This is a genomic window from Massilia sp. SYSU DXS3249, from assembly GCF_053668055.1.
Genome location: NZ_JBSIPX010000022.1, coordinates 62502 through 86601 on the forward strand (window position 1 = coordinate 62502; position 24100 = coordinate 86601).

Annotated in this window: 21 protein-coding genes; 6 read left to right on the forward strand and 15 right to left on the reverse strand. The window is 66.1% G+C overall.

The features are described 5' to 3' along the window. Window positions 1-52: 52 nt before the first annotated feature. The 12 genes from ACWCIA_RS20550 to ACWCIA_RS20605 form a co-directional block, all read right to left on the reverse strand. A complete protein-coding gene (locus ACWCIA_RS20550) occupies window positions 53-1360 on the reverse strand; it encodes an amidohydrolase family protein (RefSeq protein ID WP_454166323.1) in 1308 nt (435 codons plus the stop codon). A gap of 123 nt (window positions 1361-1483) precedes the next feature. Continuing rightward, window positions 1484-2758: a cytochrome P450 gene (locus ACWCIA_RS20555; protein WP_454166325.1), complete on the reverse strand. Its 1275-nt coding sequence runs from the start codon at window positions 2756-2758 to the stop codon at window positions 1484-1486. A 115-nt stretch (window positions 2759-2873) separates the two neighbouring features. Continuing rightward, window positions 2874-3644: an SDR family NAD(P)-dependent oxidoreductase gene (locus tag ACWCIA_RS20560; RefSeq protein WP_454166327.1), complete on the reverse strand. Its 771-nt coding sequence runs from the start codon at window positions 3642-3644 to the stop codon at window positions 2874-2876. Between the two features lie 31 nt (window positions 3645-3675). Then, on the reverse strand, window positions 3676-4854 hold the full coding sequence (locus ACWCIA_RS20565) for an MFS transporter (RefSeq protein WP_454166329.1): 1179 nt from the start codon (window positions 4852-4854) through the stop codon (window positions 3676-3678). Then, window positions 4847-5908, reverse strand: coding sequence for a phosphotransferase family protein (locus tag ACWCIA_RS20570; RefSeq protein ID WP_454166331.1), 1062 nt, complete (start codon window positions 5906-5908; stop codon window positions 4847-4849). Before ACWCIA_RS20570 ends, ACWCIA_RS20565 begins: the two co-directional genes overlap by 8 nt. Then, the gene (locus ACWCIA_RS20575) at window positions 5905-7179 is read right to left on the reverse strand and encodes an acyl-CoA dehydrogenase family protein (RefSeq protein WP_454166332.1); all 1275 of its coding nucleotides are present in this window, start codon (window positions 7177-7179) and stop codon (window positions 5905-5907) included. The genes ACWCIA_RS20570 and ACWCIA_RS20575 overlap by 4 nt, the downstream gene beginning before the upstream one ends. A gap of 21 nt (window positions 7180-7200) precedes the next feature. After that, window positions 7201-7938 (reverse strand): SDR family NAD(P)-dependent oxidoreductase, encoded by a 738-nt coding sequence (locus tag ACWCIA_RS20580; protein ID WP_454166334.1) that lies wholly within the window; start codon window positions 7936-7938, stop codon window positions 7201-7203. Between the two features lie 19 nt (window positions 7939-7957). Beyond that, a complete protein-coding gene (locus ACWCIA_RS20585; RefSeq protein ID WP_454166335.1) occupies window positions 7958-10201 on the reverse strand; it encodes a CoA transferase in 2244 nt (747 codons plus the stop codon). Continuing rightward, a complete protein-coding gene (locus ACWCIA_RS20590) occupies window positions 10201-10716 on the reverse strand; it encodes a carboxymuconolactone decarboxylase family protein (protein ID WP_454166337.1) in 516 nt (171 codons plus the stop codon). Before ACWCIA_RS20590 ends, ACWCIA_RS20585 begins: the two co-directional genes overlap by 1 nt. Window positions 10717-10878: 162 nt before the next feature. After that, window positions 10879-11235 (reverse strand): nuclear transport factor 2 family protein, encoded by a 357-nt coding sequence (locus tag ACWCIA_RS20595; RefSeq protein ID WP_454166339.1) that lies wholly within the window; start codon window positions 11233-11235, stop codon window positions 10879-10881. Continuing rightward, entirely contained in the window at window positions 11232-12284 is a 1053-nt protein-coding gene (locus ACWCIA_RS20600) for a hypothetical protein (protein WP_454166341.1), read from the reverse strand. The genes ACWCIA_RS20595 and ACWCIA_RS20600 overlap by 4 nt, the downstream gene beginning before the upstream one ends. A gap of 4 nt (window positions 12285-12288) precedes the next feature. Then, window positions 12289-13563, reverse strand: coding sequence for a cytochrome P450 (locus ACWCIA_RS20605; RefSeq protein ID WP_454166342.1), 1275 nt, complete (start codon window positions 13561-13563; stop codon window positions 12289-12291). A 155-nt stretch (window positions 13564-13718) separates the two neighbouring features. On the opposite strand from ACWCIA_RS20605, the gene ACWCIA_RS20610 reads away from it, so the two are divergent. Then, window positions 13719-14429, forward strand: a complete 711-nt coding sequence (locus ACWCIA_RS20610) for a TetR/AcrR family transcriptional regulator (RefSeq protein ID WP_454166344.1) — start codon at window positions 13719-13721, stop codon at window positions 14427-14429. On the opposite strand, the gene ACWCIA_RS20615 is transcribed toward ACWCIA_RS20610, so the two are convergent. Together ACWCIA_RS20615 and ACWCIA_RS20620 are read right to left on the reverse strand one after the other, a co-directional pair. Next, window positions 14407-15987, reverse strand: coding sequence for a phytoene desaturase family protein (locus tag ACWCIA_RS20615; protein WP_454166346.1), 1581 nt, complete (start codon window positions 15985-15987; stop codon window positions 14407-14409). The two genes, ACWCIA_RS20610 and ACWCIA_RS20615, sit on opposite strands and share 23 nt — an antisense overlap. Before the next feature lie 99 nt (window positions 15988-16086). After that, complete coding sequence (locus ACWCIA_RS20620; RefSeq protein ID WP_454166347.1) at window positions 16087-16971, reverse strand: TetR family transcriptional regulator; 885 nt, start codon at window positions 16969-16971, stop codon at window positions 16087-16089. A 188-nt stretch (window positions 16972-17159) separates the two neighbouring features. On the opposite strand from ACWCIA_RS20620, the gene ACWCIA_RS20625 reads away from it, so the two are divergent. The 5 genes from ACWCIA_RS20625 (at window position 17160) to ACWCIA_RS20645 (ending at window position 23640) form a co-directional block, all read left to right on the forward strand. Continuing rightward, window positions 17160-18791 (forward strand): ATP-dependent acyl-CoA ligase, encoded by a 1632-nt coding sequence (locus ACWCIA_RS20625; RefSeq protein WP_454166349.1) that lies wholly within the window; start codon window positions 17160-17162, stop codon window positions 18789-18791. Between the two features lie 35 nt (window positions 18792-18826). Further along, window positions 18827-19210, forward strand: a complete 384-nt coding sequence (locus ACWCIA_RS20630; RefSeq protein WP_454166351.1) for a VOC family protein — start codon at window positions 18827-18829, stop codon at window positions 19208-19210. Window positions 19211-19339: 129 nt separating this feature from the next. Beyond that, window positions 19340-21610, forward strand: a complete 2271-nt coding sequence (locus ACWCIA_RS20635) for a TonB-dependent receptor (protein WP_454166352.1) — start codon at window positions 19340-19342, stop codon at window positions 21608-21610. Then, window positions 21591-22979, forward strand: coding sequence for a spinster family MFS transporter (locus ACWCIA_RS20640; RefSeq protein WP_454166354.1), 1389 nt, complete (start codon window positions 21591-21593; stop codon window positions 22977-22979). Before ACWCIA_RS20635 ends, ACWCIA_RS20640 begins: the two co-directional genes overlap by 20 nt. A gap of 28 nt (window positions 22980-23007) precedes the next feature. Continuing rightward, window positions 23008-23640 carry a TetR/AcrR family transcriptional regulator gene (locus ACWCIA_RS20645; RefSeq protein ID WP_454166356.1) on the forward strand — a complete coding sequence of 211 codons (633 nt, stop codon included), beginning with the start codon at window positions 23008-23010 and terminating at the stop codon, window positions 23638-23640. A 351-nt stretch (window positions 23641-23991) separates the two neighbouring features. On the opposite strand, the gene ACWCIA_RS20650 is transcribed toward ACWCIA_RS20645, so the two are convergent. Beyond that, a partial coding sequence (locus ACWCIA_RS20650) for an IS3 family transposase (RefSeq protein WP_454166358.1) occupies window positions 23992-24100 on the reverse strand: 109 nt, incomplete at its 5' end.

The window sequence follows — 24100 nt, forward strand, 5'->3', positions numbered from 1 at the left end:
GCTGTCGATGCGGCCAGGTCCCGGGAAGGTCGCCCTTCCCGTCAGCGGATGCTCAGAGCGCGGTCTGGGCGTCGGCGGCGGCAAACATCTTGTTGATGTCGCCCGAGGTCACCGGACGGCTCGGGTCGCGCTCCGGCGCCGCGCCGCCCAGCCCGAGGGCCGGCTCGATGCTCACGTGCGTGGCCTGCGCCTTGAGCGCGCCGACGGTGCAGTTCTCGCGCCCGAGGACCGAGAAAGGATCGTAGGAGAACTCGCGCATCGCATTCAGGTGCGTGATCTTGTTGATGACCTCGTCCGACAGGTGCTGGGCCTGGCTCCAGAACACGTTCGCCGAATTCGGCCAGGTGCAGTCGGAGTGCGGGTAATCGCATTCCCAGGTGACCTTGTCGACATTGATCGAATCGAGATTTTTCAGGCCGAATGCATCCTCGATGAAGCAGGTGATGATGTGTTCATTGAAGATATCGCTCGGCTTCTTGTCGCCGAAGTTCGAATTGGTCCACTCGTGGTGGTGGCTATGCGTGAAGTCGGCGCGTTCGAGCAGGTAGGGAATCCAGCCAATGCCGCCTTCGGACAGGGCCATGCGCAGCTTCGGGAACTTCTTCCACATCGGCGCCCAGATCCAGTCGGCGGCCGAGTTCGAGATCGAGATCGGCATCGAGGTGATCCAGGCGTCGATCGGCGATTCGTCGGATGCGTGGGCCGCCTTGACGCCGGTGCCGATGTGGCAGCAGATCACGACGTTGTTATCGGCGCAGGCCTTCCACAGCGGATCCCAGTACGCATTGTGGATCGACGGGTAGCCATGCACGGTCGGATTGTCGGACAGGGTCAGCGCATGCACGCCCTGGTCGGCCAGGCGCTTGACTTCGGCGGCAGCGGCCTGCATGTCCCACCAGGGAACCATCATGAGGGGGATGAAGCGGCCCGGCGCGGCGTTGCACCAGTCGTGCAGGTGCCAGTCGTTATAGGCCTGGATCGCGGCAAGGCTGACCTCGCGGTCGTTCATCACCTGGAAGCGCTGGCCGGCGAAACCGGGGAAGGTCGGAAAGCACAGCGAACCGAGGACGCCGTTGGCGTTCATGTCGTCGACGCGCGCCTTGACGTCCCAGGTGCCGCGGCGCATCTGCTCGTAGGAGAGCGGCTCCATGCCGTATTCGTCCTTGGGGCGGCCGACCACCGAATTGAGGCCCATGTAGCCCGTCGCGCGGTCTTCGAAGACCCAGACGTCGCGCCCTTTGATGGACTCGACTTTCGGCTGGCGGCCCTTGAATTTGGCAGGCATGTGGCGGTCGAATGCGCCGCGCGGCTCGATCACGTGGTCGTCCACGCTGACCAGGATCAGGTCTTCATATTTCATCGTTGTCTCCGAGAATGTGATTTGTACAACCAGCGAATGGTTTTGTTCTGGCTTCAATTCTAGAACAGAAACCGGATTTATTAAACACTTTTTCGTTTTCTGTTCATAAAAAGTCGTGCAGCTTCAATCCCAGAGGACGTGCACGTGCTTCGGTCCGCGCAATTGCGCGCCCGTGATGTGCGGCGCGGGCATGTCCGGATCCAGGCGCAAGTTCGGCATCAGGTCGAGGATGGCGTTGACGGCCACCTGCAGCTCGGTCTTGGCGATGAACTGCCCGATGCACATGTGCGGGCCGAAGCCGAAGCCGAACGAAGGTTTCGGCTTGCGGTCGATGTCGAACTCCTCGCTGTTCTCGAATGCTTCCTCGTCGCGGTTGGCCGAACTGACGATGCACTGGACCATCGCCCCTTTCGGGATCGCCATCCCGGCCAGTTCCAGGTTCTGGGCCGCCTGGCGCACCTTGAAGGTGGCGACCGGCTCGAAGCGGATCGCCTCGTCGATCGCCTTCGGGATCAGGCTGCGGTCCTGGCGCACGCGCTCGAGCAGCGCCGGGCGCTCGAGGAGCAGCGTCATCAGGGTGCCGAAGGTACGCGTGGTGGTCTCGGCCGCTGCCGGCAGCAGCGAGCGCACGAAGGTGGTCACCTCATGGTCGTCGAAGCTGCGGCCATCGCTCTCGGCGCGGATCAGGCGGCTGATCAGGTCGTCGCTGGCGGCGCCGTTCCTGCGCACTTCGACCACCGCCTCATGGGTCGCGTCGTAGAGCGACTTGGCGGCCTCCATGGCCGCCTTGCGGGCCAGCGCGGCCTTTTCCGCGTCGACCTGGGGTCCAGCCAGTATCGCCAGCGCCCAGGCGGCGTACTGCTTGATCTTTTCCGGCTCGCTGCCCGGGAATCCGATCAGGGCGTAGATCAGGCGGATCGGGAAGTACAGGCCGAATTCCATCAGGTCGGCCTTCTTCTTCGGCACCAGCTCGGCCAGGAACTCCTTGCGCAGGATCGGATCCATTTTCGAATCGCGCCATTTGTTGACGACTTCCGGCATGAAGATGGGCTGCAGCAGCGCCCGCGCCTTCTTGTGCGCGTCGCCATCCATGCCCGTCAGGATCAGGCCATCGAAGAAGGAACCAAGGCCTTCGGCGATGAAGCCGCTGGTGTAGTTGGTGGCGTCGCGCAGCACCGCCATCGTTTCCTTGTACTTGAACACCGTGAAGGTCGGCCGGTTCGCGTCGAGCCCGGCGATATTCGGCACGCCAAGCTTGCCCATGAAGTTCTCGGCGATGATCGGAGAATGCTTGCGCATGTCGCGGTAGATCGCGTGCAGGTCGACATCCCCGCCACGGTAATTGTCGGCCACGCCTGAATAGGCACTCTCGAGACTCACTTCTTTCACACTGCTCATGCTGTCATCCTCCGGTTGTTGGTCCTGGTGGTGCGCGGACCTTTAGTTGAACACTTTTGCAGATAGTGCTCTATTTCCGGAGGATTGCCAAGCAATTCGCGTTGCGCTGGCTGCGCTACGGGATCATCAGGCCGCCGTCCACGGCGAGGGTCTGGCCGGTGATGAAGCGGGCGCCGTCGCTCATCATGAAGACAACGAAGGGCGTCATGTCGCGGTCCGGATCGCCCAGCCTGCCGCCGAGCGGGATCAGGCCGGCCATCATCGCGTCGTGCGCGGCCAGCGCCTGCGCATCCATGCGTGCGCGGTGCGCTTCGTACATCGGCGTCCACATCCCTGGCGCAGCGGCATTCACGCTGATGCCGTGGCGGCCCCACTCCTTGGCCACGGTCCGGGTCCAGCCCAGCACGGCGGCCTTGGCGGCGGAATAATGGGCACAGCCGGGGAGGCCCATCACCCCCGCGGCCGAGCCGAAATTCAGGATCCGTCCACCGTGCTCGCGCAGGTGCGGGAAGGCCGCCTGGTTGGTGTTCATGGTGCCGCGCGCGTTGACGTCGAACATCAGGTCCCAGTCGGCGTCCAGAATGGACTCCGCGGGGGCCGCCCGTTCGACGCCGGCGATGTTCACCAGGCCGTCGAGCCCGCCCAGCCAGGCCGTGGCTGCGCCGAACGCGGCATCGACCTCGGCGCGCAGGCGCACGTCGCAGTGAAAATAGCGTGCGGCGCCCGGGCCGGCGGCGTCCGCACGGCCCGCCTCTTCCCTGCCCGCCGCGTCGTTGACGTCCATCGCAGCCACTTGCGCACCTGCCGCCACCAGGCCGCGCAGGACGCTCGCGCCAATGCCGCCGGCCGTCCCGGTGACGATCAGCCGTTTACCGTTCAGTTGCATATCCCCTCCTTCCGTTGGTCGAATACCTTGGTCAACTGCGATGCGGGACTATCCTGAGTGCCTGCATGCTGCCTGTGCCCAGCGCAGCGGCCATCACCCAGAACAGGACCGGCGCGCCGACTGCCGTCCCGAGTACGCCGAACAGCAAGGGCATGGCGGCCATGGAGACGTGAATCGCCATCGAGCGCAGCGCCAGTGCTTCGCCATGCCGCTCGGGCGGCGTGAGCTCGTGCAGGGTCGCCATGATCGCCGGCTGCACCATGCCCAGGGCGATCCCGAGGACGGCGGCGCAGGCCGCCATCGCCCAGGCGCTGCCCAGCAGCGGGTAGGCGGCGAACACCGCGCAGGTAAGCAGCAGCGCTCCCGTCAGCAGTGTGCGGGGTGCGAGACGCCCGCCGAGCAGCGGCATCAGCAGGCGCACCGACATCGACGCGACCGCATACGCGGCGAGAACGCTGCCCAGCGCGGAGGCGCTCAGGCCGCGCTCGACGCCCAGCAGCGGCAGCGCGAAGCCGTGCACGTCCCAGCTGAGCGAGACCAGCCAGCTGACGAACAGCAGGCGGCGCAGGGGCGCCAGCCGCAGCAGGTCGAATGCCGAGGCTTTTTGGACCGCTTGCACAGTTGCCGAACGCGGCTGTTCGGGCGGCACCGCCTGGGCCGCCAGCAAGGTGGCGGCCGGCAGCAGTGCGAGCACCAGGAAGGCGGACGAAAATCCTGCATGGTCGATCAGCAGCCCGGCCAGCATGGGGCCGAACAGGCCGGCAATGGCAGGCGCAAGTGCGATCCAGCTGAAGACGCGCAAACGCTCGGTGTCGCCGGTGGCGAGGCGGCTGGCGCTGCGCTGTATGGCGATCATCCCGAAGCCCGACCCGGCGCCGCTGAGCGCAGCGGCCGCACACAGGGTGAACAGGTTTTGCGTCGCCGCCACCAGCAGTGTCCCCGCAAGGGCGCAGCCGGCCGCAAGGCGCACCGGCAGGTGGTAGCCGCGCCGGTCCGCCAGGCGCCCGGCAGGCAGCGCCAGCAAGGCCGGGAACACGGCGAACATCGTCATGACCAGGCCCACCGACCAGGCCGAGCGGCCCAGCGCCAGCACGTTCAGGGGCGCCGCCAGCCGCACCCCCTGGGCGCAGGCGTGCAGGCCGACCTGGCAGGCCAGCATGGCGGTTAGCGCCGCGTGCGGCCTGCGCACGAGCATTGCCGCGCTAGGCATGCGCGCTTTCGATGGCGGCCAGCGCCTGTTCGAACAGGCGCACGGCCGAGGCATGGTGTACCGCGCCGGTGTCCGGGTTCCCCTGGCCGGCGCAGGAGCGCGCGTAGCTGGCCTCGAGCATGATGCCTAGCTTGAAGCGTGCCAGCGCCACATACCAGTCGATCGCGGCGAGGTCGCGCCGGCTGCCGGCGCGGTAGCGCTCGACCAGTTCGGAAGTGGACGCCAGCCCCTGCGCCGGCTCGATGCGGATCGTCCCGGCGCCGCGCCCCTCGGCATCGGGCCAGGTGGCCACCAGCCAGCCCAGGTCGAGCAGCGGGTCACCGATCGTGGCCAGCTCCCAGTCGATGATCGCGGCCAGTTCCGGACGATCGCGGCGGAACATCACGTTGCCGAAATGGTAGTCGCCGTGCAGGATTCCGGGCGTGAAGCCGGCCGGCAGGTGCGCGCCGAGCCAATCGGCCACGCGGGCCAGGCCCGGCAGCGCCTGTGCTCCCGGCCAGCCGGGGTGCCGGCTACAATCCTCGAGGTGGCGCAGCCAGCGCGGCACCTGGCGGGCGAGAAAACCCTCGGGCTTGCCGAAATCCGTCAGTCCGGCCTGGCCCGGGTCGATCTCGCCGAGCCGCAATAGAGCGTCGACCATCGCATGGCCCATCGCGTGGCGCCAGCCCGGATCGGTCGCATAGGGTAAGGGCAAGCGCTGCGGTGTCGCCGTGAAGCCGTCCACCGGCGCCATCAAATAGAACGGAACGCCCAGCACGCCGGCGTCGTCGCCGGCAGCGGCCAGCGCCGCATGCGGCACGGCGCTGCCGGCCAGCGCCCGCAGCAGGCGCGCCTCGCGCAGGAAAGCCTTGCCGCCGTCGGCCAGCGTGCCGGGGCGCGGACAGCGCAGCACCCAGGCTTGGCCGCCGTCGCGTTCGAAGCGCAGCAGGAAGTTCTGGGTGCCGCCGGTAAGGAGCGTGGCGGCGCGCAGCGCTCCCGTGCCGATGCCCTGCGCATCCATCCACGCCCTCAAGGCATCGAGGTCGAGGACGGTCTCGATGGTCTCCCCGCTCATCCGGGCACCGCGCGGAATTTTTCGGCCGCCAGCGCCGCCGCGGTCGGCCGGTGGTAGGCCGGGAACAGGTCGGCGCAGGCCTCGTACTCGCGCAGCAGCTGGCGCGCCACGGTCACCTTGTGGACTTCGGTCGGCCCGTCCGCCAGGCCCATCTGGTAGGCACGCACGATCAGGCCGACGAAAGGCATCTCGGTCGAGACGCCGATGGAACCATGCACCTGCAGCGCGCTCGAGGCGATATCGTGCAGCACCTTCGGCATGGTCGCCTTGACTGCCGCGATGTCCTTGCGGACTTTCTGGTAGTCGTGGTACTTGTCGATGCGCCAGGCGGTGCGCATGACCAGCAGCCGGAACTGTTCAAGCTGGATCCAGGCATCCGCGATTTTCTCCTGCACCATCTGCTTCTCGGACAGCAGCGAACCCTGGGTGGTGCGCGAGAGCGCCCGCTCGCACAGCGCGTCGAGCGCCTTCTGCGCCTGGCCGATCACGCGCATCGCATGGTGCACGCGCCCGCCGCCGAGGCGGACCTGGGCGATGGCGAAGGCCTCGCCCGGCGCGCCCAGCATGTACTGCGCGCCGACGCGCACGCTCTCGAACTCCAGATAGGCATGGGTCGCTTCCGGATCGTCCGCCACACCGACATTGCGGATGATGCGAATACCGGGCGTGTCGGCGGGAACGACGAACATGCTCATGCCGCGGTAGGTCGAGGCGGCGGGATCGGTGATCGCCATCACGATGAAGAAATCGGCATAGCGCGCATTCGAGGCGAACCATTTCTGGCCGCTGATCACCCAGCCGTCGCCCTCGCGTACTGCCTGCGTGGTAAATACTTTCGGGTCGGCGCCGCCCTGCGGCTCGGTCATCGCAAAACAGGAGACGACCTCGTTCGCCAACAGGGGCGCGAGAAAGCGCTCCTTCTGGAAGGGCGTGCCATAGGCTGCGAGGATCTCGCAGTTGCCCGAATCGGGCGCGTGGGCGCCGAACACGATGGGCGCGAACAGCGCCCGGCCCAGGATCTCGTTCATCAATCCGAGCTTGACCTGCCCGTAGCCGGCGCCGCCGAGCTCCGGGCCGAGGTGGCAAGCCCACAGCCTGCGCTCCCTGACTTGCCGCTGCAGCGGACGCACCAGCGCCGCGAAGCGCGGGTCGTGGATATTCCACGGGCTGCCCAGCACGTGCTCGAGCGGTTCGACCTCCTCACGCACGAATTCCGTCATCCAGTCGAGCTCCGCCTGGAATGCGGGCTCGGTTTCAAAATCCCATGCCATGTCAGTCTCCGGGTTACAGGTTCATGCGAGCAGCAGGCCGCCGTCGACGAGCAGCGTCTGGCCCAGCACGTAGGCGGCGAGCGGCGACGCGAGGAAGAGCGCGGCGCCCGCCATGTCGTGCGGCGTGCCGAGCCGGCCGAGCGGTATCTTTCTCAGCGAGGCGGCCAGCCGCTCGGGGTGGTCGGTGGTGACCCGGGTCAGCTTGGTGGCGACCAGGCCGGGCGCGATGCCGTTGACCCGGATGCCGTCGCCGGCCCAGGCTTCGCCGAGCGTGCGGGTCAGGCCGTAGGCGCCGGTCTTGGAGGCGTTGTAGGCCGGCGTGCCGACAGTCGAGTGAAAGGCCGCCGCGGAACTGACGATGATCATCGATCCCCGGGCTTGCGCCAGCATGTCGTGAAAGCGGTCGCCGCAGGCCATCAGGCTGACCAGGTTGACATTGACGACCTCGCGAAAAGCCGGCACCTTGAATTCTTCTCTCCGGTAGCGCACGATGCCCTGGGCGCAGACCAGCACGTCGAGGCGCTCGAAGGGCACCTCCGCGCCGGCCACCGCGGCTGCGTCGCCGACATCGAGCCTGGCATAGTGCAGACCCTCGAGATCCGAGTCCGGCGAATCGGCGTAATCGGCCGCCTGTGCCCTCGTGCCCCATACGTGCACCTGCGCGCCGCGCCGGCGAAAGGCCTGGGCGATGCCGTTGCCGATGCCGCTGGAACCGCCGACAACGAGCACCGTCTTGCCTGAAAAATCGAGTTCGTTCATACGCTTGCCCCGGATGCGTTCATAAAATGGTTAAGCCCTGCTGTTCGAGGGCGGCAATCCGCTCGGGGCCGAGCCCGAGTCGTTCCCAGACTTCGCGGCTGTGTTCACCCAGCGCCGGCGGCGGACGGTCCAGGCGTAAGGGCAAGTCGCCGAAATCCCAGTAGGCGCCCACTTGTTCGAGTTCGCCATACACGGCATGGCGGTAGCGCGCGTGCAGCCCGGCGGCGGCGTGGTCCGGATCGTCGTGGAAGGCCTCACCCTGCGCCTCCAGTACCGGTTCGGCCGGCACGCCGGCGCCGCACAGGGCGGCCAGCGCGGATGCTCGCGGCTGTCCGGCGAACCAGGCTTCGCGCTGCTGCTGCGTGCTTCCCGCCACGCCGGCGAAGGCTTCCGTTTCGCGCGCTCCCATGGCGGCGACGGCGAGCCAGGCGTCGCGGCAGCGATAGATCCGGTGGTCGATCGAGAGCCCGGTCTGGCCCTGGTCGAGCTGTGCGACCGGCGTGGTAGCGCCGTCGGGCAGCATCACGCTTTCCGCCACGGTCAGCAGGGTGGCGCCGAGCAGCGACGAACAGACTGCCTGCCCTGCCCCGGTCTCGAGCCGGCGGTAGTGCGCGAGCAGCACGGCAAACACTGAGGACAGGGCGGCCAGGTAGTCGCCGACGCCGAAACGCAGCCACATCGGCGGATTGCCTTGCCCGCCGCATTCGGCTTCCCAGCCGCAGGCAGCCTGCATCAGCTGGTCGAAGCCCGGCCAGTCCTTCTGCTCGCCCTTCGGGCCATAGGAACTGATGTGGCAGTAGACCAGCGCCGGGTTAAGCGCCTGCAGCGCCGCATAGTCGATCCCGAGCTTGCGCGCGGCGGGCAGCCGGATGTTGTGGTGGACGACATCAGCCCAGCGGACCAGCGCGTCGAGGGCATCTCCCGCGCCGGCCTCGCCCAGCTTGAGCGCGACGCCGAGTTTGCCGCGCTGGGTGCCGGCGAAGATCCGTTCCAGCCTGCGCATGGCGTCGCCCGCCGGCGGCTCGACCTTGATCACCTCGGCCCCGAGGTCGGCGAGCAGCATCGTGGCGAAGGGGCCCGCCAGGTAGGCGCCGAGATCGAGTACTTTCATGCCGGCCAGCGGCGCCAGCGCTGCGGCCGGTGCGGGCGGCGCGACTGGCGCCGCCGCGGGCCGCGGGGGAACATGGAGCGGCCCGCGCTCCGCGTCGGCCAGCGCACCGCGCACCACCGGCGGCGGTTCGGTCAGGTAGGCCGGACCGGGCTGCAGCACCGTACCGCGCGTCTTGTCGTCGACTTCGACCACATAGCCGTTCGCGCGCGCCTGCCCGCTGGCATAGATGGCCCCGAACGGTGACGCCACCTGGGCCGCGACGTCGTGCTGCCAGAAATGCTCCACCCAGTCGCGTGCGGGCCGGGTGGCCATGATCGCCTTGTTGGCGCCGAAGTTCGGGGCCACGTGGCTGGGCGGGTATTTCGCGTTTTCGGCGGCGACGGCTTCCGGCCCCATCGCGGCCAGCGCCTGCGCCATCCAGGGTGCCTTGTCGGGCGAATAATGGACGTGCACCCATCCGCCATCGGCGCAGCGGTGCAGCGGGATCGGCGTGCTCTTGGACAGCCCCTTCGCGAACACCGGCGTCGGCGTCTCCGCCCGCGACCAGTGCATGCTCATCGGTGCAAGCGCGGCCTGGGCGAGACTCGTGTGCGCGACGCCGCCGCGCCCATCCCGCCGGCGCGCAATCAGGCGCGCCATGACGCCGATCGCGCAGAACCATGCGGCCAGCCAGCCGGCAAAGGGCATGCGCACGAATACGGGGCCGGTACGATGGCCGGGCTGCTCGTCGAGCAGGCCGAGCCGCGCCAGCACCAGGGTCTCGCGCGCCGGCGCCTCGGCGAGACGATGCCTGCGCGGCCAGCCGCCGATCGCCGACACCACCAGGCCGGGATATGCCGCCGCGAGGCAGTCATCGTCCAAGCCATAGTGCGCGGAGCGGGCCGGCGTCAGGTCGTGCAGCAGCACGTCTGCGCCCGCGAGCAGCCCGGCCAGCGCCGCCCGCCCCTCCTGCGTGTCCGGATCGAGCGCCACCCGCCGCTTGCCGCGGTTGAGCACCGAGAACAGCACCGACCCGGCATCGTCGGCCATGTCCGGCGTCTCTATGCGGATGACTTCGGCCCCGGCCTCGGAGAGCTGCAACGCCGCCGCCGGTCCGGCGATCCCGCTGGCAAATTCGATGACGCGGATGTTCGCGAGGATAGGCGTATCCATTATCGATCCCCGGAGTAGGCCTGCTGCACGTAGGTCATGCGTCCGCCCGCCAGCATCAAGGCGCAGAACATGTTCAGCTCGACGATCTCGGCTGTGCTGAAGTGAAGCTTGAGCGTATCGAACAAGTCGTCGCCGATTGCCATGTAGTCGCCGGCGAACAGCGCGGCGTACTGCAGCGCTGCCTGCTCCGGCGGACTGAAACGGGGATCGTCGTGCGCCAGGCAGGCGATGTCGTCCTCGCTGACCGAGTCGTCCTTGCGTGCGAGCTGGCAGGCCTGGCAGGTGGTGATGGAGGCGATCTTCAGGCGTACCAGTTCCTTGAGCCGCCCCGGCAGCACGCCGCGCAGGTGCATCGCTTCGAGCGCGCCCAGCCAGGCTTCGGCCACTTCCGGGCGGTGCGCCCAGACCTGGACCGGCACCGCCGAACTGAGCATCCTGCTGCCCCGCCCGCGCTCGAGCGCGGAGGCGAGCGGCGGCGGGAACTCGGCCAAAGGAAGCAGCGGCAGCCGCGTCATGCCAGCCTCCCGCTAGGGCACGCCTGGGGTCCGGTCATCATGTCTCCTGCGCCGCTGTCGCTTTAAGCGATCTGACGCGGCCATGGTTTAATTGAACAGAAATACGGTTTCTGTTCAATATATACATGTTTTATAAAAATGTCGACCGTTGCCGCTCTTTTCTCATGCCGGCCCGACGAAGTAGCGCACCAGCAGCCCGCCGTCCTCGTCGAAGCGGTACAGCTCGATGGTCTCGATCACGCGATCCGTCCCCTTGACCCGGTTCCGGTTATGGCATGCCGCTTCATTGCCGTTGACGATGGCCGCGACCTCCTCGATCGCGATGGCGGCATTCTGCCGCTCCCACATCGCCGCCAGCACCGGCCAGCCATCCGAGGCCGGCCGGCCCACGTATTCGATGCTCAAACCGCCGGGCGCTGCTTTGCGGTAGGCCGCGAGGAAGCCGTCCTGGTCGCCGGCATTCCAGCACGCCACCTGGGCGTGGAGGAAACGGCGGACGCTCTCTGCGTTCGTGCTCATGCGGCGCCTCCCGCCCCGGTTTCGGACCCGCGCACGTCGCGTGCGCTGCCGTTGCGGCGGTCGGTTTCGCCCCAGCCCAGCGAGCGGTCCGGTTCGCGGGTGTCGCCGACCCGGCGCCAGCGCCCTTCCTGCTGGGCGGTGATCGGGAAGCCACCGACGAAATCGACCATTTCGCCTTTCGGGTCCGGCACGAATTCCCAGCGCTCGGTCCCGTCGAGGACGATCTGCGCGCTGTCGACGAAATACGAGCCGGGCTTGTGCACCACCTGCCCTTCGATATCGGTGGTGCAGCGGACCTCGCCCCTCTCGTTCTGGAAGATGGCGTATCCCAGCTTGCCATGCCCGACCATGAAGGAGCCGCTGTCCCAGCTGCCGTCGGTGTAGACGGTGGCGAAGGTCCACCAGATGACGTGCATCTTGTTGTTCACGACCAGATCTTTCTGGAAGTGGATGGCGCCACCTTCCGCCATCCAGGCCTGGTCGAGGGTGATGACGCCTTTTACGGCGCGGCCTTCGCAAGTGCCGGCCACGTCGTACAACTGCGAGACGTAGAAGGTGCCCCAGTCGCGGCCCGGCAAGTACCATTGCATGCCCTTGCCGAGCAAGCTTCCGGTGAGCTCGAACAATCCCTCTTCCTTCCAGCTGAACTGCGTTCCGGAGGCGGTCAGGCGCCATGGCCGGCCCGGCTCGCCCTCCAGGCTGGACCAGCCGGCCGTGTCCTTGTCGAGCCAGCGCTGCGGGAACATGGTCAGCGCCTGCGCCGCGCTCTTCTCCTTGTCGATGCGGATGTGGCGCCCGTCGCCGATCCGCGTCGACTGGTAGATGAATTTGGTCGGATTCGGGCTGCTGCCCGGCGCATTCAGGGCGCGCACGAATGCGTAGATCTCGCCCTGTTCGTCGCGCACACAGCCGAAGGGCATGTGCTTGGTCAGTTTCAGGCCGTAGTGGTCGCGCAGGTCGGCCAGGCCGGCGCCTGTTACCTGCTGGGGAGCCACCAGGCACTGGTAGTCGAAATCGGCCCGCTGCGGGATGGTGTCGAAGGTTTTCATGGTCTTAATCCCAGAGCACGTGGACATGGGCCGCACCGCGCAGCTGGGCACCCTCGATGCGGGGCGCGGGCTTGTCCGGATCCAAGCGCAGGTTCGGGAACAGGTCGAGCAGCGCATTGACGGCGCAGTTGAGCTCCATCTTGGCGACGAACTGGCCGATGCACATGTGCGGCCCGAAGCCGAAACCGAAGGACAACTTCGTGCGCCTGTCGATATCGAACACGTCCGGATGCTCGAAGACTTCCTCGTCGCGGTTGGCCGAAGCCACCATGCACTGGATGAAGGACCCCTTGGGGATGGTCACGCCGTGGAACTGCACCTCCTTCGCCGTTTCGCGCACCTTGAAGGTCGCCACCGGTTCAAAGCGCACCGCTTCGTCGATGAGTCTGGGAACCAGGACGCGATCGGCCCGCACGCGCTCCAGCAGGCCCGGCGTGGTGAGCAGCAGCACCATCACCGAACTGAAGGTACGGGTAGTGGTCTCGCCAGAGGCCGGCAGCAGCGAACGTACGAAGGTGGTCACCTCGTGGTCGTCGAGCATGCGGCCCTCGTGCTCGGCGCGCAGCAGGCGTCCGATCAGGTCGTCGCCGACGCTGCCCGACGCACGACGCTGCACTACCACCGCGAAGATCGCGTCGTATAGCAGCTTGACCGCGATACCGGCATTGCGCCGCGCTTCCACCGCCTTGGCCGGATCGATCTGGTTGCCGCCGACCATGGCCAGCGCCCATGCCGCGTACTGGCGGTACTGTTCGGTGTTATCGGTCGGGAAACCCATCAGCGCATACATCTCGCGGATCGGAAAACCCAGGCCGAACTCCATCAGGTCGGCTTTTTTCAGTCCCACCATCGGTTCGAGGAAATCCTTGCGGATCACCGCGTCGATCTGGTCGCGCCATTTATTCACCGTTTCGGGCATGAACGCCGGCTGCAGCAGCGCGCGCACGCTGCGGTGCTGCTCGCCGTCCATCGCCAGCACGATCAGGCCGTCGAAGAAGGCGCCCAGGCCTTCGGCGATGAAACCGCTGGTGTAGCTGGAGGCGTCGCGCAGGACGGCCATCACGTCCTGATGCCGGAACAATGCAAAGGTCGGCCGCGTGCCCTGCTGCATGCCGGCATTCGTCGGTACGCCGAACTGGCGGATGAAGTCGCCGACGAAGATCGGCGATTCGGCGCGCGCCTGGCGGCAGGCGGCGTGAATGTCGCCGGTTCCCTTGTAGGTATCGGACACTGCGGAATAGGCGCGTTCTAGCGCGTGGTCGTCGATCGTTTCGTTCACGGTATCTCCTCCAGTTGAACATTTTTTTAAATGATGTACAGATGGTAGCCCGGGGGGATGGCGCGGCGACGGCTATCGGCGCCAACTTCGTTTGACCGCGAGTCAAGCGGCCTGGGTTAAGATGGCGGCATCGAGACTACGGGGGGGGCGACACCATGAGCGAGCTGCCGGCCAGTTGTGCGCCATCCAAAGCGCTGCCGAACAAGCGTGAAACGCTCAAGCGCATCCTCGAAGCGGCGCGCCGGGAATTCGTCGGCAAAGGCCTGGCCGATGCGCGCGTCGACGACATCGCGCAGGCTGCCGGCGTGACCAAGCAGCTGGTGTATCACTACTACCGCAGCAAGGAAGAGCTATTCGCCTGCGTGCTGGACGACTCGTCGGCACAAGCAATGAACGAACTGGTGACGCTGGAGCTGGACCACCTGGCGCCGCGCGCGGCACTGCGCGCCCTGCTCCAGGGGATGGTCCAGCCCTATCAGGAGGGCGAACTGAGTGCCCTAGCCCAGGAAGGGATCCGTTTTCACGAAAGCCGGGCGACGCCGCACAACAGCTTTACCGGGCTGGCGCCGCGCCTCAGGCTCAAGATGGCGGAAACGCTCGAACGCGGCATCGCCAGCGGCGACTTCCGCGCCGACGTCGATCCGGACATGCTGCTGGCCGTCGCCGCGCTGGCCACCACCAGCGCCTGGGTCAACCGCTATACGGTGTCGACGCTGTGCGGCCTGGACATGGCGAGCGCGCCGGATGCCGAGACCTGGCGCCGCTTTTCGGTCGATTTCGTGCTCTCGGCGCTCGAGCGCGAGCGCAGCGGACAGCATCCGCTGACGCGCCCCGTATCCCCGGTCACGGCGCCAGGAAGCGACTGACCCGGCGCGCGGCGATCCGCCCCGGCAGGCCGTTGATCCCGCCGCCCGGATGGGTGCCGGCGCCGCCCAGGAACAGGCCGGCCACCGGCAGCCTGTCGGTGCCCAGCCCCGCCGCGGGGCGCATCAGGGCGCTGCGCGCCGGGCTGGTGTCGATATGCACCACGCAGCCGCGGTGGACGCTCAGGCGCTCGGCCAGGTCGGGCGCCGCTTCGATCCGGCGTCCGATCTCGTAGCTCGCCAACCCGTCCATGTACTGCGAGGCCTGTTCGACCACCTGCTGGCCGACCCTGGCGCGAATCGCGTCCCAGCCCTCGCGTGGCTCGACCGGCATCGCCACCGGATACAGGTAGGCTACATCTTGTCCGGGCGGCGCCTGGCCCGGGTCGACCGCACTCGGCGCGGTGATCCACATATAGGGCAAGGGCGAAACTTCGCCACGGGCAGCGGCGCGCAAGTTGTCGAGTACAGCGTCGGACGTGCCGATCAGGAGCACGCTCTTGCGCAGGCTCAGGCCGTCCGGGCGCAGCGCTTCATGGCGGCTGTACCCGACCTGCCCAGAGAGAGCGACGTCGACTTTCAGCGGCGAAGCCCCGTGCGCGTTCGCCGGCGCCAAAGCCACGCGCGTCAGCGTGCGGCGGTCGAGCGCGCCGGGCGTGACCATCTCGAGCGCCATTTTCGGGTGGATCGAGGCGATCACTGCGCGCGCACCGATCACGGCGCCGCTCTTCAGGCGCACGCCCTTCGCGACGCCACCCTCGGCGAGGATTTCCGCGACCGGGGCGTCGATCATGATCTCGCCGCCCAGTTCCCGCAGGCGCGCCGCCAGCGCATTCGACAGCGTCTGCATGCCGCCCACCGCGCGGCCCAGGCCGAAACGGTGAATGAAGCCGAGCAGCGCAAAGTAGATCCCGGTGGCTTCGCCGGCGATCGGACCGGCCGCACCGAGCAGGCAGCACAGGGCCGACTGGGTCACGGGATGTTCGAAGCGTTCCATGATCGAGGTGTAGGCCGGGCTGCCGATCAGCGCCATCAGCTCCGGCTTGAGCGCGCGGTTCTTGAACATAGTGCGGAAGGCCTGCCATTTGGCGCCCAGGTTGCGCTGGGCGGGGTCGACCCGCATCATCGGGATGGCGACGTCGATGAAGGCGTTCACCAGCGTCATCAGGGAGCGAAACTCGTCGGCATCGCGCGCCGAGAAGCGCCGGATCTCGGCCGCCGTCTCTTCGGCGCTGCGGCCGAATACGAGCGAACTGCCGTCGGGGTGGAGATAGACATAGCCGGGGCTCATCTCGACCTGGCGGAAGCCATGCCGCTCGAGCTGCAGCTCCCGCGGCATCATCGGATGTACGCGCAGCGACATCAGGTCGAGCGCGCAGGGATGGATCAGGTGCTGCGGCGCCTCGGGAATCAGATAGCCGCTCGAAGCCATGCCGCCGACTTTCTCGCGCGCCTCGATGACCACCACTTTTTTGCCCGTTTCGGCCAGGTAGCAGGCGGCGGCCAGGCCATTGTGTCCGCCACCGACGATCGCCACGTCGTATTGCTTGTCCCCATTCATGCTGTCTTCTCCGGTTTTGTTTTGAAGTCCGCCGGATTGAAGCACAAGGCCGCGCGCAGGGCCTGAAGATCAGTTTTACCTCAGGTAAAGCGTGGGCGCTCAGCGGCGCGCGACGCGGCCCGACAGCAGCATGACGACGAAGCGCTCGATGCGCCGCATCAGGTTGCGGCGGTCGGCGCCGGACGGTACCAGCACTTCGCTCAGGATGAAACGCACCATCAGCTCGCCGATCAGCTCGCGGTCGAGCACGATGCCGCGGCGTTCTTCCCAGGCGTCGAACACCGGTGCCAGCACGTCCTGGAAGCGGTGCACCGAGTCGTGGAAGATACGCTGGAACCAGCGTGTCGCGTACTCCGGCGCCACCAGCAGCAGTCGCCGCGCGCGGCTGCGTTCGAGGTAATCGTCGATGAAACCGAGCACTGCCTGGAAGCGTTCGTCGGGATCCTGTGATGCCGACGTCGCCTCGATCAGGCGGACATGGAACTGGTCGCGCTTGTGCCGCGAAAACGCATCGAGCAGGTCATCCTGGGACGAAAAATAGCGGTAGAAGGTGCCGCGCGAAATGCTGCTGTCGTTGCACACGTCTAGGATCGAGATGCGCTCCGCGCCCGATTGCAGGATGATCTCTTCCGTCGTCGCGAGGATCTTGGCAATGGTGTCGCCGGAACGCTTGTTCAGCTTGACCGGCGCCGAACTCGTGCGCACCGTGGCCGGCTTTTTCGCCTTCTCGGCTGGCGCCGGCGTGGCCGGCTTCACGCGTGCGGGCCGCGTTGCGGCCGGTGGCGTTTTCAAGGTTTTCGGCGCTTTCGTGGTATTTGCCGCTTTCGCAGCCGGTGCCGGCACCCTGGCCTGCGTCTGCTCCACGGGAGCAGCGACCGCCTTGACCCGGACGCGCACCGCCGGCGTGGCGCTGGCGCTGGCCGCGCGTGGACTGCCCGCCTTGGCTGCACCCGCCGGTTTCTTTGGTTTGACGGCAGCCGTCATCGGTCTACTCCCTAATGCATATTTTTCGTACCCGGATTGTAGCGCAAGGATCGCGTCGGCAGGCGTCCGGATGCGGTCAAGTCACGCAATACTTTGACACTTTTCGCAATTCTGTTTATATTCGTCTCACAATTAAACGCATGGGTGCCTGCCGGGCCATTCGGCGGAGCCCGACAACAGGAGGCAAAATGGCTGGAATGGGCAATCCCGAGACCTGGACGCTTGGACAGCAGGATACCGTCATCGCCGCGCTCGACCGGGCTGTTGCGGCCCATCCTGAGCGCGTGCTCTTCGATTTCGGCGGTGAACTGACCACCTATGGCGAGTTTGATCAACTCTCGACCCGGCTGGCGCATTCGCTGGCGGCGCTCGGGCTGAAGGCGGGCGACACGATCCTGACTATGCTCGACAATAATATCGACGCCGTCACCGGCTGGATCGCGGTCAACAAGCTGTGCGCCGTCAGCGTGCCGGTCAACACGGCGCTGCGCGGCGAATTCCTGCGTCATCAGATCGCCGACGCGCGCGCCGGCATCGTCATCTGCGAGGCCGACTATGTCGAGCGCATCGCCCAGGTCGCCGAGGGCCTGCCGGACGTCAGCCTGATCCTGTACCGCGGCGTGTTGACCCATCGCCCGGATTGCCGGGTGCCAATCGCATCGCTCGACGAATACCGGGGCGATTGCACCGACCCGATCGCCGTCAAGCCGGCACCCTCGGACCTGGCTTGCATCGTGTACACCTCGGGCACCACGGGTCCGTCCAAGGGCTGCATGCTCAGTTATAACTACATGTGCAACCTGGCGCGCCTGCAACTGCGCGCCGGGCCGGCCAGCGCCAATGACGTCACCATCACCCCACTGCCGCTGTTCCATATGAACGCCATGTGCGTGGGCGTGCTGTCGAACATCATGGTGGGCGCGCGAGTGGCGATCGTGCCGCGCTTCTCGGTCTCGAATTTCTGGCCCGAGGTGGAGCGCAGCGGCGCCACCATCGCCTCGATCCTCGGCGGCATGGGCGGCCTGCTGGCGCAGGCGCCCGACACCGAGGCCATGCTACGCTGCGTCGGCCAGATCCATACCGTGCGCGGGAATCCATTTACGGAAGAAACGAAGCAGGTCTGGCGCGGGCGTTTCGGCGCGCGCCAGGTCGGCGGCAATGGCTATGGACTGACTGAGGCGAGCGTCATTACCTCGCTTGCCGGCGGCGAGTATGCCGCGCCCGGCTCGTCCGGCAAGCGCATCCCGGATTTCGACGTGCGCATTGTGGATGACCTCGACCGTGAACTGCCGGCCAACACACCGGGCGAGATCGTCGTGCGCCCGCTGCGGCCCGACATTATGTTCATGGGTTACTGGGGACGTCCGGCGGACACCATGAAGGTGATGCGCAACATGTGGTTCCACAGCGGCGACATCGGCAAGTTCGACGAGGACGGCTTCTTCTACTTCGTCGACCGCAAGAAGGATTACCTGCGCCGCCGCGGCGAAAACATCTCCAGTTTCGAAATGGAGTCGGCCTTCGCCGTCCACCCCGACATCGAGGAGGTCGCGGTCCACGCAGTCCCGTCCGAGCGCGGCGAGGACGATGTGAAGGTCACGGCGATCCTGAAACCGGGCTGCGTCCTGCAGCCCGAAGCCCTGTTCCACTGGGCGGTCGATGCGGTGCCCTATTACGCCCTGCCCCGCTATATCGAGTTCCGCGATGCGATGCCGAAGAATCCCCAGGGCCGCGTCCTGAAATACCAGCTGCGCGAGGAAGGTTGCACCGCCACCACCTGGGACCTCGAGCGCACCGACATCAAGGTCAGCAAGCGCTGATCGCCGCCTCTTTCATCCAAACTGGAGACACCGGCATGACGATATTGACCCACATTACCCTGGGCACGACGGACCTGGAGCGCGCCAAGACCTTCTACGACCACGTGCTCGAGCCGCTTGGCTACGCGCGCCTGCTCGGCGCCGGCGGACGCATCTGCGGCTGGGGCATCGGCGCGGCGCAGTTCATGGTCGGCTATCCGCGAAACGGCGAGCCGGCCACGGCGAGCAACGGCTTCACCATCGGCCTGGCCGCGCCCAGCCGCGCAGCCGTCGCAGAATTCCACCGCCGGGCCATCGAACTCGGCGCGACCGATGAAGGCGCACCTGGGCTGCGCCCGTTCGCCCCCAATGCCTACGCGGCCTATATCCGCGACCCCGACGGCAACAAGATTGCCGCTTCCTGCCGCAGTCCGCAGTAGAACTAGCGAGCGCGTGATTCCCGATCACGCCGCTCCGCCGCCACCGCATCGCTTGTCACACCGGTCTGGCCTGCGCACCCGCATCGCCCGGGCGGTTTCGCCACATCTATAACAACACGGAGACCATGCATGACCCATTTTGCAAAGGCAGGACTGCTTGCGGGCAGCTGCGCGATGTCGATGATCGGTGGCGCAGCCTGCGCCGCAGTAGAGGAGCAACTTGACGCCACGCCATCGGACGCGGCGGCCCCGGTCGCCAAGGTCGTGGTCACCGCGCAGCGTCGCGAACAGGCATTGCAGGACGTGCCGGCGGCGGTGACCGCCATCGGCGCGGCCGAACTGGGAAACAAGCAGATTGTCGACGTCAAGGCGCTCAGTGCAAATGCACCTTCGCTCCTGATCGTCGATACCCCGGTCGGCAAGAACAACATGATCATCGGCATGCGAGGCATCACGCCGACCTCGATTTCGTCGAACAACGACCCGACCGTCGGGATCTATGTCAATGGCGTCTACTATGCGCGCACGGCCGGCGCCAATGCGGCGCTGGTCGACATGGAATCGGTCGAGGTCATCCGCGGCCCCCAGGGTACGCTGTTCGGGCGCAACACGATTGGCGGCGCGCTGAACATGACGACGAAGGCGCCGAAGCAGGACTTCGAGGGTAGCGTACGCATTGGCGCCGGCAACTTCGACCAGCGCGCGCTGGGTGGCGTCCTGAACGTCCCGCTCGGCGACAAGGCAGCGGCGCGGATCGTGGTGGATGCCCTCCGGCACGACGGTTATGGACGCAGCGCGACGCTCGGCCAGCAACTGGGCGACGAGGACCGCCAGTACATACGCGCCTCGCTGCGGGTCCGGCCGACCCGCGACCTCCTGCTCGACCTGACCTGGGACCGCTTCCGCAGCGACGCCGCTTCCCAGGTCTGGATCGTCAATTACTTCGATCCCGCGGTCGCCGCGGCCGCGCTGGCGCCAATCGCACAGTACCGGCAAACCGGCGGCTATACCAGTTATGCCGGGTTCAACCCCGCCAACACCACGGATGTCGACAACTCGACCGCCACGCTGCGCTGGAATGCAGGCCCTGCCACCTTCAAGTCGATCAGCGCCTACCGCCATCTGGACACGGTGAGCGGCTATGACCTCGACGCGACGCCTGTCTTCGTCAACCAGCTGCAGCGCTATGGCGTCAGCGGCCACCAGTTCACGCAGGAGCTGCAGGTGTATGGCAGCGCCCTCGCCGATCGCCTCGACTGGATCGCCGGCGCCTACTACTTTACCGAGTCGCTGCGCGACAGCAGCCTCGTGACCACCCCGTCCGGCGCTGCGGCGCTGGGGCGCCTGAACGAATTCGATTCGGCGCAGACCTCGCGCAGCATTTTCGGCCAGCTGACCTATGCCATTCTGCCGAACCTGCGCGCGACGGCCGGTGCGCGGCTGGTGAAGGACAAGCGCGACGTCGATTATTACGCGCCGCGCTATCTCACGTCCACCGGCGCCCAGCTGGCCGGCAGCGGCGGCTGCGCGCTGGCTGCGGCGGGCCTCGACCAGGGCGGCTGCCATTACGTGCCGCCGCCGCTGCGCTCCGACTACACCCCCTGGACGCTCGGCCTCGATTACAAGTTCGGCGATGGCACCCTCTTGTACGGCAAGGTCTCGCGCGGCTTCCGCTCCGGCGGCTTCCAGCCCGCCGGCGGAACCAGCCGCTTTGCCTATGATCCCTTCGACAAGGAACAGGTCGTGTCCTACGAGGCCGGTTCCAAGATGGAACTGATCGAGCGCAGGCTGCGCCTGAATGTGGCTGGCTATTTCGCCAAATACGGCGACATCCAGCAAATCTCCCCTCACCTCCCGCCGGGCAGCAGCACGACCGTCAGTTCGGTGATCAACGCTGGCGACGCGACCGTCAAGGGCCTGGAACTGGACGCACAACTGCGCTTGGGGCAGTTGAACCTGACGGCCGGCATCGGGCTCACCGATCCGGAATTCGACAACGGTCCCTTCCAGGGCCTGTCCTTCGTCACCACGGCCAAGGAAACGTATTCCCTGGGCGCGGACTATCCGCTGGCGACGGCGCTCGGGCGGCTCGACCTGCATTTCGACTATAACTGGCGTTCCGCCGTCATGTTCTTCCAGCCGGTGAATACGAATGCCCTGCCCTTCCGTCCATTGAATCCGGGCCAGATCGCATCGAACACCCAGGCAGGCTACGGCTTGCTCAATGCGCTGATTACCTTGAACCTGCCGGACACCAAAACGCGGGTCTCGCTGTGGGGAAAAAACCTCGGAGGAAAGTATTACTGGGCGCGTTCGAATTCGTTCTTCTTACAGGGATATAACAACCAGACGCCAGGCGACCCGCGCACCTTCGGCATCAATGTGGACTACCGATTCTGAGCCCGTCTTTACTGGAAAAGCCATGGACAATCTCCCGCCGCAACGGCTCGATGCGCCTTATCCGAGCCTGCGCTACGCCGCTTATGTGATCGCCGTCCTGTTCCTGATCACCCTGTTCTCGCAACTGGACCGGCAACTGCCCGCCTTGCTGGTGCGGCCGATCCGCGCCCAGTTCGCCATTTCGGACACGGCTTTCAGCCTGCTGCAGGGCTACGCGTTCTCGCTCTGCTATACGCTGATGGGCCTGCCGTTGGGGCGCATGGTAGACCGCGCGACCCGGCGCAACCTGATCTTCTGGGGCATGCTGTTCTGGACCGCGATGACGGCGGCATCCGCCTTCGCCGGTTCGTACACGATGCTGTTCATTGCCCGTATGGGCGTCGGCGTGGGCGAGGCGGTGCTGGCGCCGGCCGCGTATTCGATGATTGCGGATTACGTCGCCCCCGAACGCCGCGGGCGCGCCCTCGCCTTCTATTACACCTCGCTGGCGGTCGGGTCGGGTGCATCGATGCTGCTCGGCGGCTGGCTGCTGGGGGCCATTCCGAAGGAAGGCATGGAATTGCCGATGCTCGGCCTGCTGCCGGCCTGGCGCATCTGTTTCCTTGCCGCCGCGGCGCCGGGTATCGGGCTCGCCTTGCTGTTGCTGACCGTGCGCGAGCCGCTTCGCCGCGAACTGAGTGACAAGGCCGAGGCCTGCTCGGTCGGCGAATTCCTCGCTTTCCTGAAGAATCATCGCCGGACCTTTGCGCGCCTCCTGACCTATCCGGCGCTGCTCGCCATGATCGGCTACGGCATGCTGTCGTGGGCGCCGGCGCTGTTCGAGCGGCGCTTCGACATGCCGGTCAGCCGGGCAGGCATCATTCTTGGCCTGATCATTGCCGCGGCCGGCCTGAGCGGAACCCTGTTCAGCGGCTTCCTGAGCGACCGCTGGCTGCGCATGCAGGTCGAGGCCGCGCGTTTTCGCGTCGCGCTGATCGGCACCGTGATCTGCGCGCCGATGGCCGTGCTGTGGCCGCTTGCGGGCAGCGCGACTGCGGCATTCGTCATGCTCGGTGCTTCCGTGTTTGGCTTGAGCATCTCGCAGGCGGCGGCACCGGCGTGTATTCAGGAGGTGTGTCCAAACAATATGCGAGGGCAAGCCATTTCGGTGTATCTGCTGATCGCCGGGCTGCTTGGCATTGGCTTGGGTCCGACGCTGGTGGCCCTGGTGTCGGATCACGCCTTCCACGGCGGCGCCAAGCTGCATTACGCGATCAGCGCGACCGTGCTGCCGACTGCGTTGGTAGCGATCTGGCTCTGCTGGTCGGGCCTGAGGCCATTCGCGGCGACACGCAAGGCGGTCAGGACCGACAGTGAAGGAAGATGTTGACCTGAGCGCATGCATGCTCCTGAGAACGATGGCAAATACAAGCGGCAAATCGCGCTGGATGCGCCGCAAGAGAGAGCGCCCGCAAGAGCTGATGGCCTCAGCGCTCGCACTGTTTGTCGAGCGAGGCTACGCGTCGACTCGTCTCGAGGATATTGCCCGCCGTGCTGGCGTATCCAAACCCACCATGTACCTGTACTTCAAAAGCAAGGAAGAACTCTTCAAAGCAGTCGTTCGCGCCGATGTCGTTCCCGCCATTGCCGAGATCGAGACTTTGCTTGCCGAGTTCGGAGGACATAGCGCCGAGCTCATGCGGCACGCGATCTTGCACTGGTGGGGGCATGTCGGTGTAAAAAAGGGCGCCGGCCTGATCGGGGTCGTTACGGCGGAAGCTAATCAATTCCCGGAGCTGGCCATGTTATACCGGGCCGAAGTGATCGATCGCGATAGGAGACTGATTGCCAGGGTAATCGAGCGCGGAATAGCCCGCAATGAGTTCCGGCAGGTCGACGTTGCCCAAGCCACCCAGGTACTTACATCGGCCATGCTCATGCTGACCATTTGGACTAACGCGGTTCAGCCATCGAATCACCTCGTCCCCGACCCTGTGATATTCCTCGAGACCCTTGTCGATCTGATGCTGGCGGGGCTGCTGCCAAGATAAAAACTATACTACGGCGCTTTTAATCTGAGAGCGGCATTTACTGCGCTGCTGCATCGGGCTGTTGACGAGGATAAGTCAGACATTATTCCCATAATGTCAATTTCTGCGGCGAATTTGCTCATGGCTAATTCAGCGTATTTGCAAGGTCTTCTCATGCGGACGGATCTATGTCCGATTTTGGCCGGTTGCAGACCTACCGGAACGGCAGCAACCGGACCTTAGCCGCCGGTCGCAATTGAAGACTGACCACTTCTATTGTCTAAGTTGATTGTTCGCCCAAGTCACAGCTTCTTCGGATGCAAAAAATTCACCTTCTTGCGGGTCACACAGCACTGAATCGCCACGAGTTTCCTAGACACTCGCGAGCCGCTGGAAGTACTGCTTTTCATATTCGACCGGCGACAAGTCATTGCTGGAGCTGTGCCGGCGCTTCGGATTGTAAAACATCTCGATGTAATCG

Coding starts and splice junctions, on each gene's coding strand:
- ACWCIA_RS20550 (WP_454166323.1), bottom strand. CDS start 1,360: ATGAAATATGAAGACCTGATCCTGGTCAGCGTGGACGACCACGTGATC.
- ACWCIA_RS20555 (WP_454166325.1), bottom strand. CDS start 2,758: ATGAGCAGTGTGAAAGAAGTGAGTCTCGAGAGTGCCTATTCAGGCGTG.
- ACWCIA_RS20560 (WP_454166327.1), bottom strand. CDS start 3,644: ATGCAACTGAACGGTAAACGGCTGATCGTCACCGGGACGGCCGGCGGC.
- ACWCIA_RS20565 (WP_454166329.1), bottom strand. CDS start 4,854: ATGCCTAGCGCGGCAATGCTCGTGCGCAGGCCGCACGCGGCGCTAACC.
- ACWCIA_RS20570 (WP_454166331.1), bottom strand. CDS start 5,908: ATGAGCGGGGAGACCATCGAGACCGTCCTCGACCTCGATGCCTTGAGG.
- ACWCIA_RS20575 (WP_454166332.1), bottom strand. CDS start 7,179: ATGGCATGGGATTTTGAAACCGAGCCCGCATTCCAGGCGGAGCTCGAC.
- ACWCIA_RS20580 (WP_454166334.1), bottom strand. CDS start 7,938: ATGAACGAACTCGATTTTTCAGGCAAGACGGTGCTCGTTGTCGGCGGT.
- ACWCIA_RS20585 (WP_454166335.1), bottom strand. CDS start 10,201: ATGGATACGCCTATCCTCGCGAACATCCGCGTCATCGAATTTGCCAGC.
- ACWCIA_RS20590 (WP_454166337.1), bottom strand. CDS start 10,716: ATGACGCGGCTGCCGCTGCTTCCTTTGGCCGAGTTCCCGCCGCCGCTC.
- ACWCIA_RS20595 (WP_454166339.1), bottom strand. CDS start 11,235: ATGAGCACGAACGCAGAGAGCGTCCGCCGTTTCCTCCACGCCCAGGTG.
- ACWCIA_RS20600 (WP_454166341.1), bottom strand. CDS start 12,284: ATGAAAACCTTCGACACCATCCCGCAGCGGGCCGATTTCGACTACCAG.
- ACWCIA_RS20610 (WP_454166344.1), top strand. CDS start 13,719: ATGAGCGAGCTGCCGGCCAGTTGTGCGCCATCCAAAGCGCTGCCGAAC.
- ACWCIA_RS20615 (WP_454166346.1), bottom strand. CDS start 15,987: ATGAATGGGGACAAGCAATACGACGTGGCGATCGTCGGTGGCGGACAC.
- ACWCIA_RS20620 (WP_454166347.1), bottom strand. CDS start 16,971: ATGACGGCTGCCGTCAAACCAAAGAAACCGGCGGGTGCAGCCAAGGCG.
- ACWCIA_RS20625 (WP_454166349.1), top strand. CDS start 17,160: ATGGCTGGAATGGGCAATCCCGAGACCTGGACGCTTGGACAGCAGGAT.
- ACWCIA_RS20630 (WP_454166351.1), top strand. CDS start 18,827: ATGACGATATTGACCCACATTACCCTGGGCACGACGGACCTGGAGCGC.
- ACWCIA_RS20635 (WP_454166352.1), top strand. CDS start 19,340: ATGACCCATTTTGCAAAGGCAGGACTGCTTGCGGGCAGCTGCGCGATG.
- ACWCIA_RS20640 (WP_454166354.1), top strand. CDS start 21,591: ATGTGGACTACCGATTCTGAGCCCGTCTTTACTGGAAAAGCCATGGAC.
- ACWCIA_RS20645 (WP_454166356.1), top strand. CDS start 23,008: ATGGCAAATACAAGCGGCAAATCGCGCTGGATGCGCCGCAAGAGAGAG.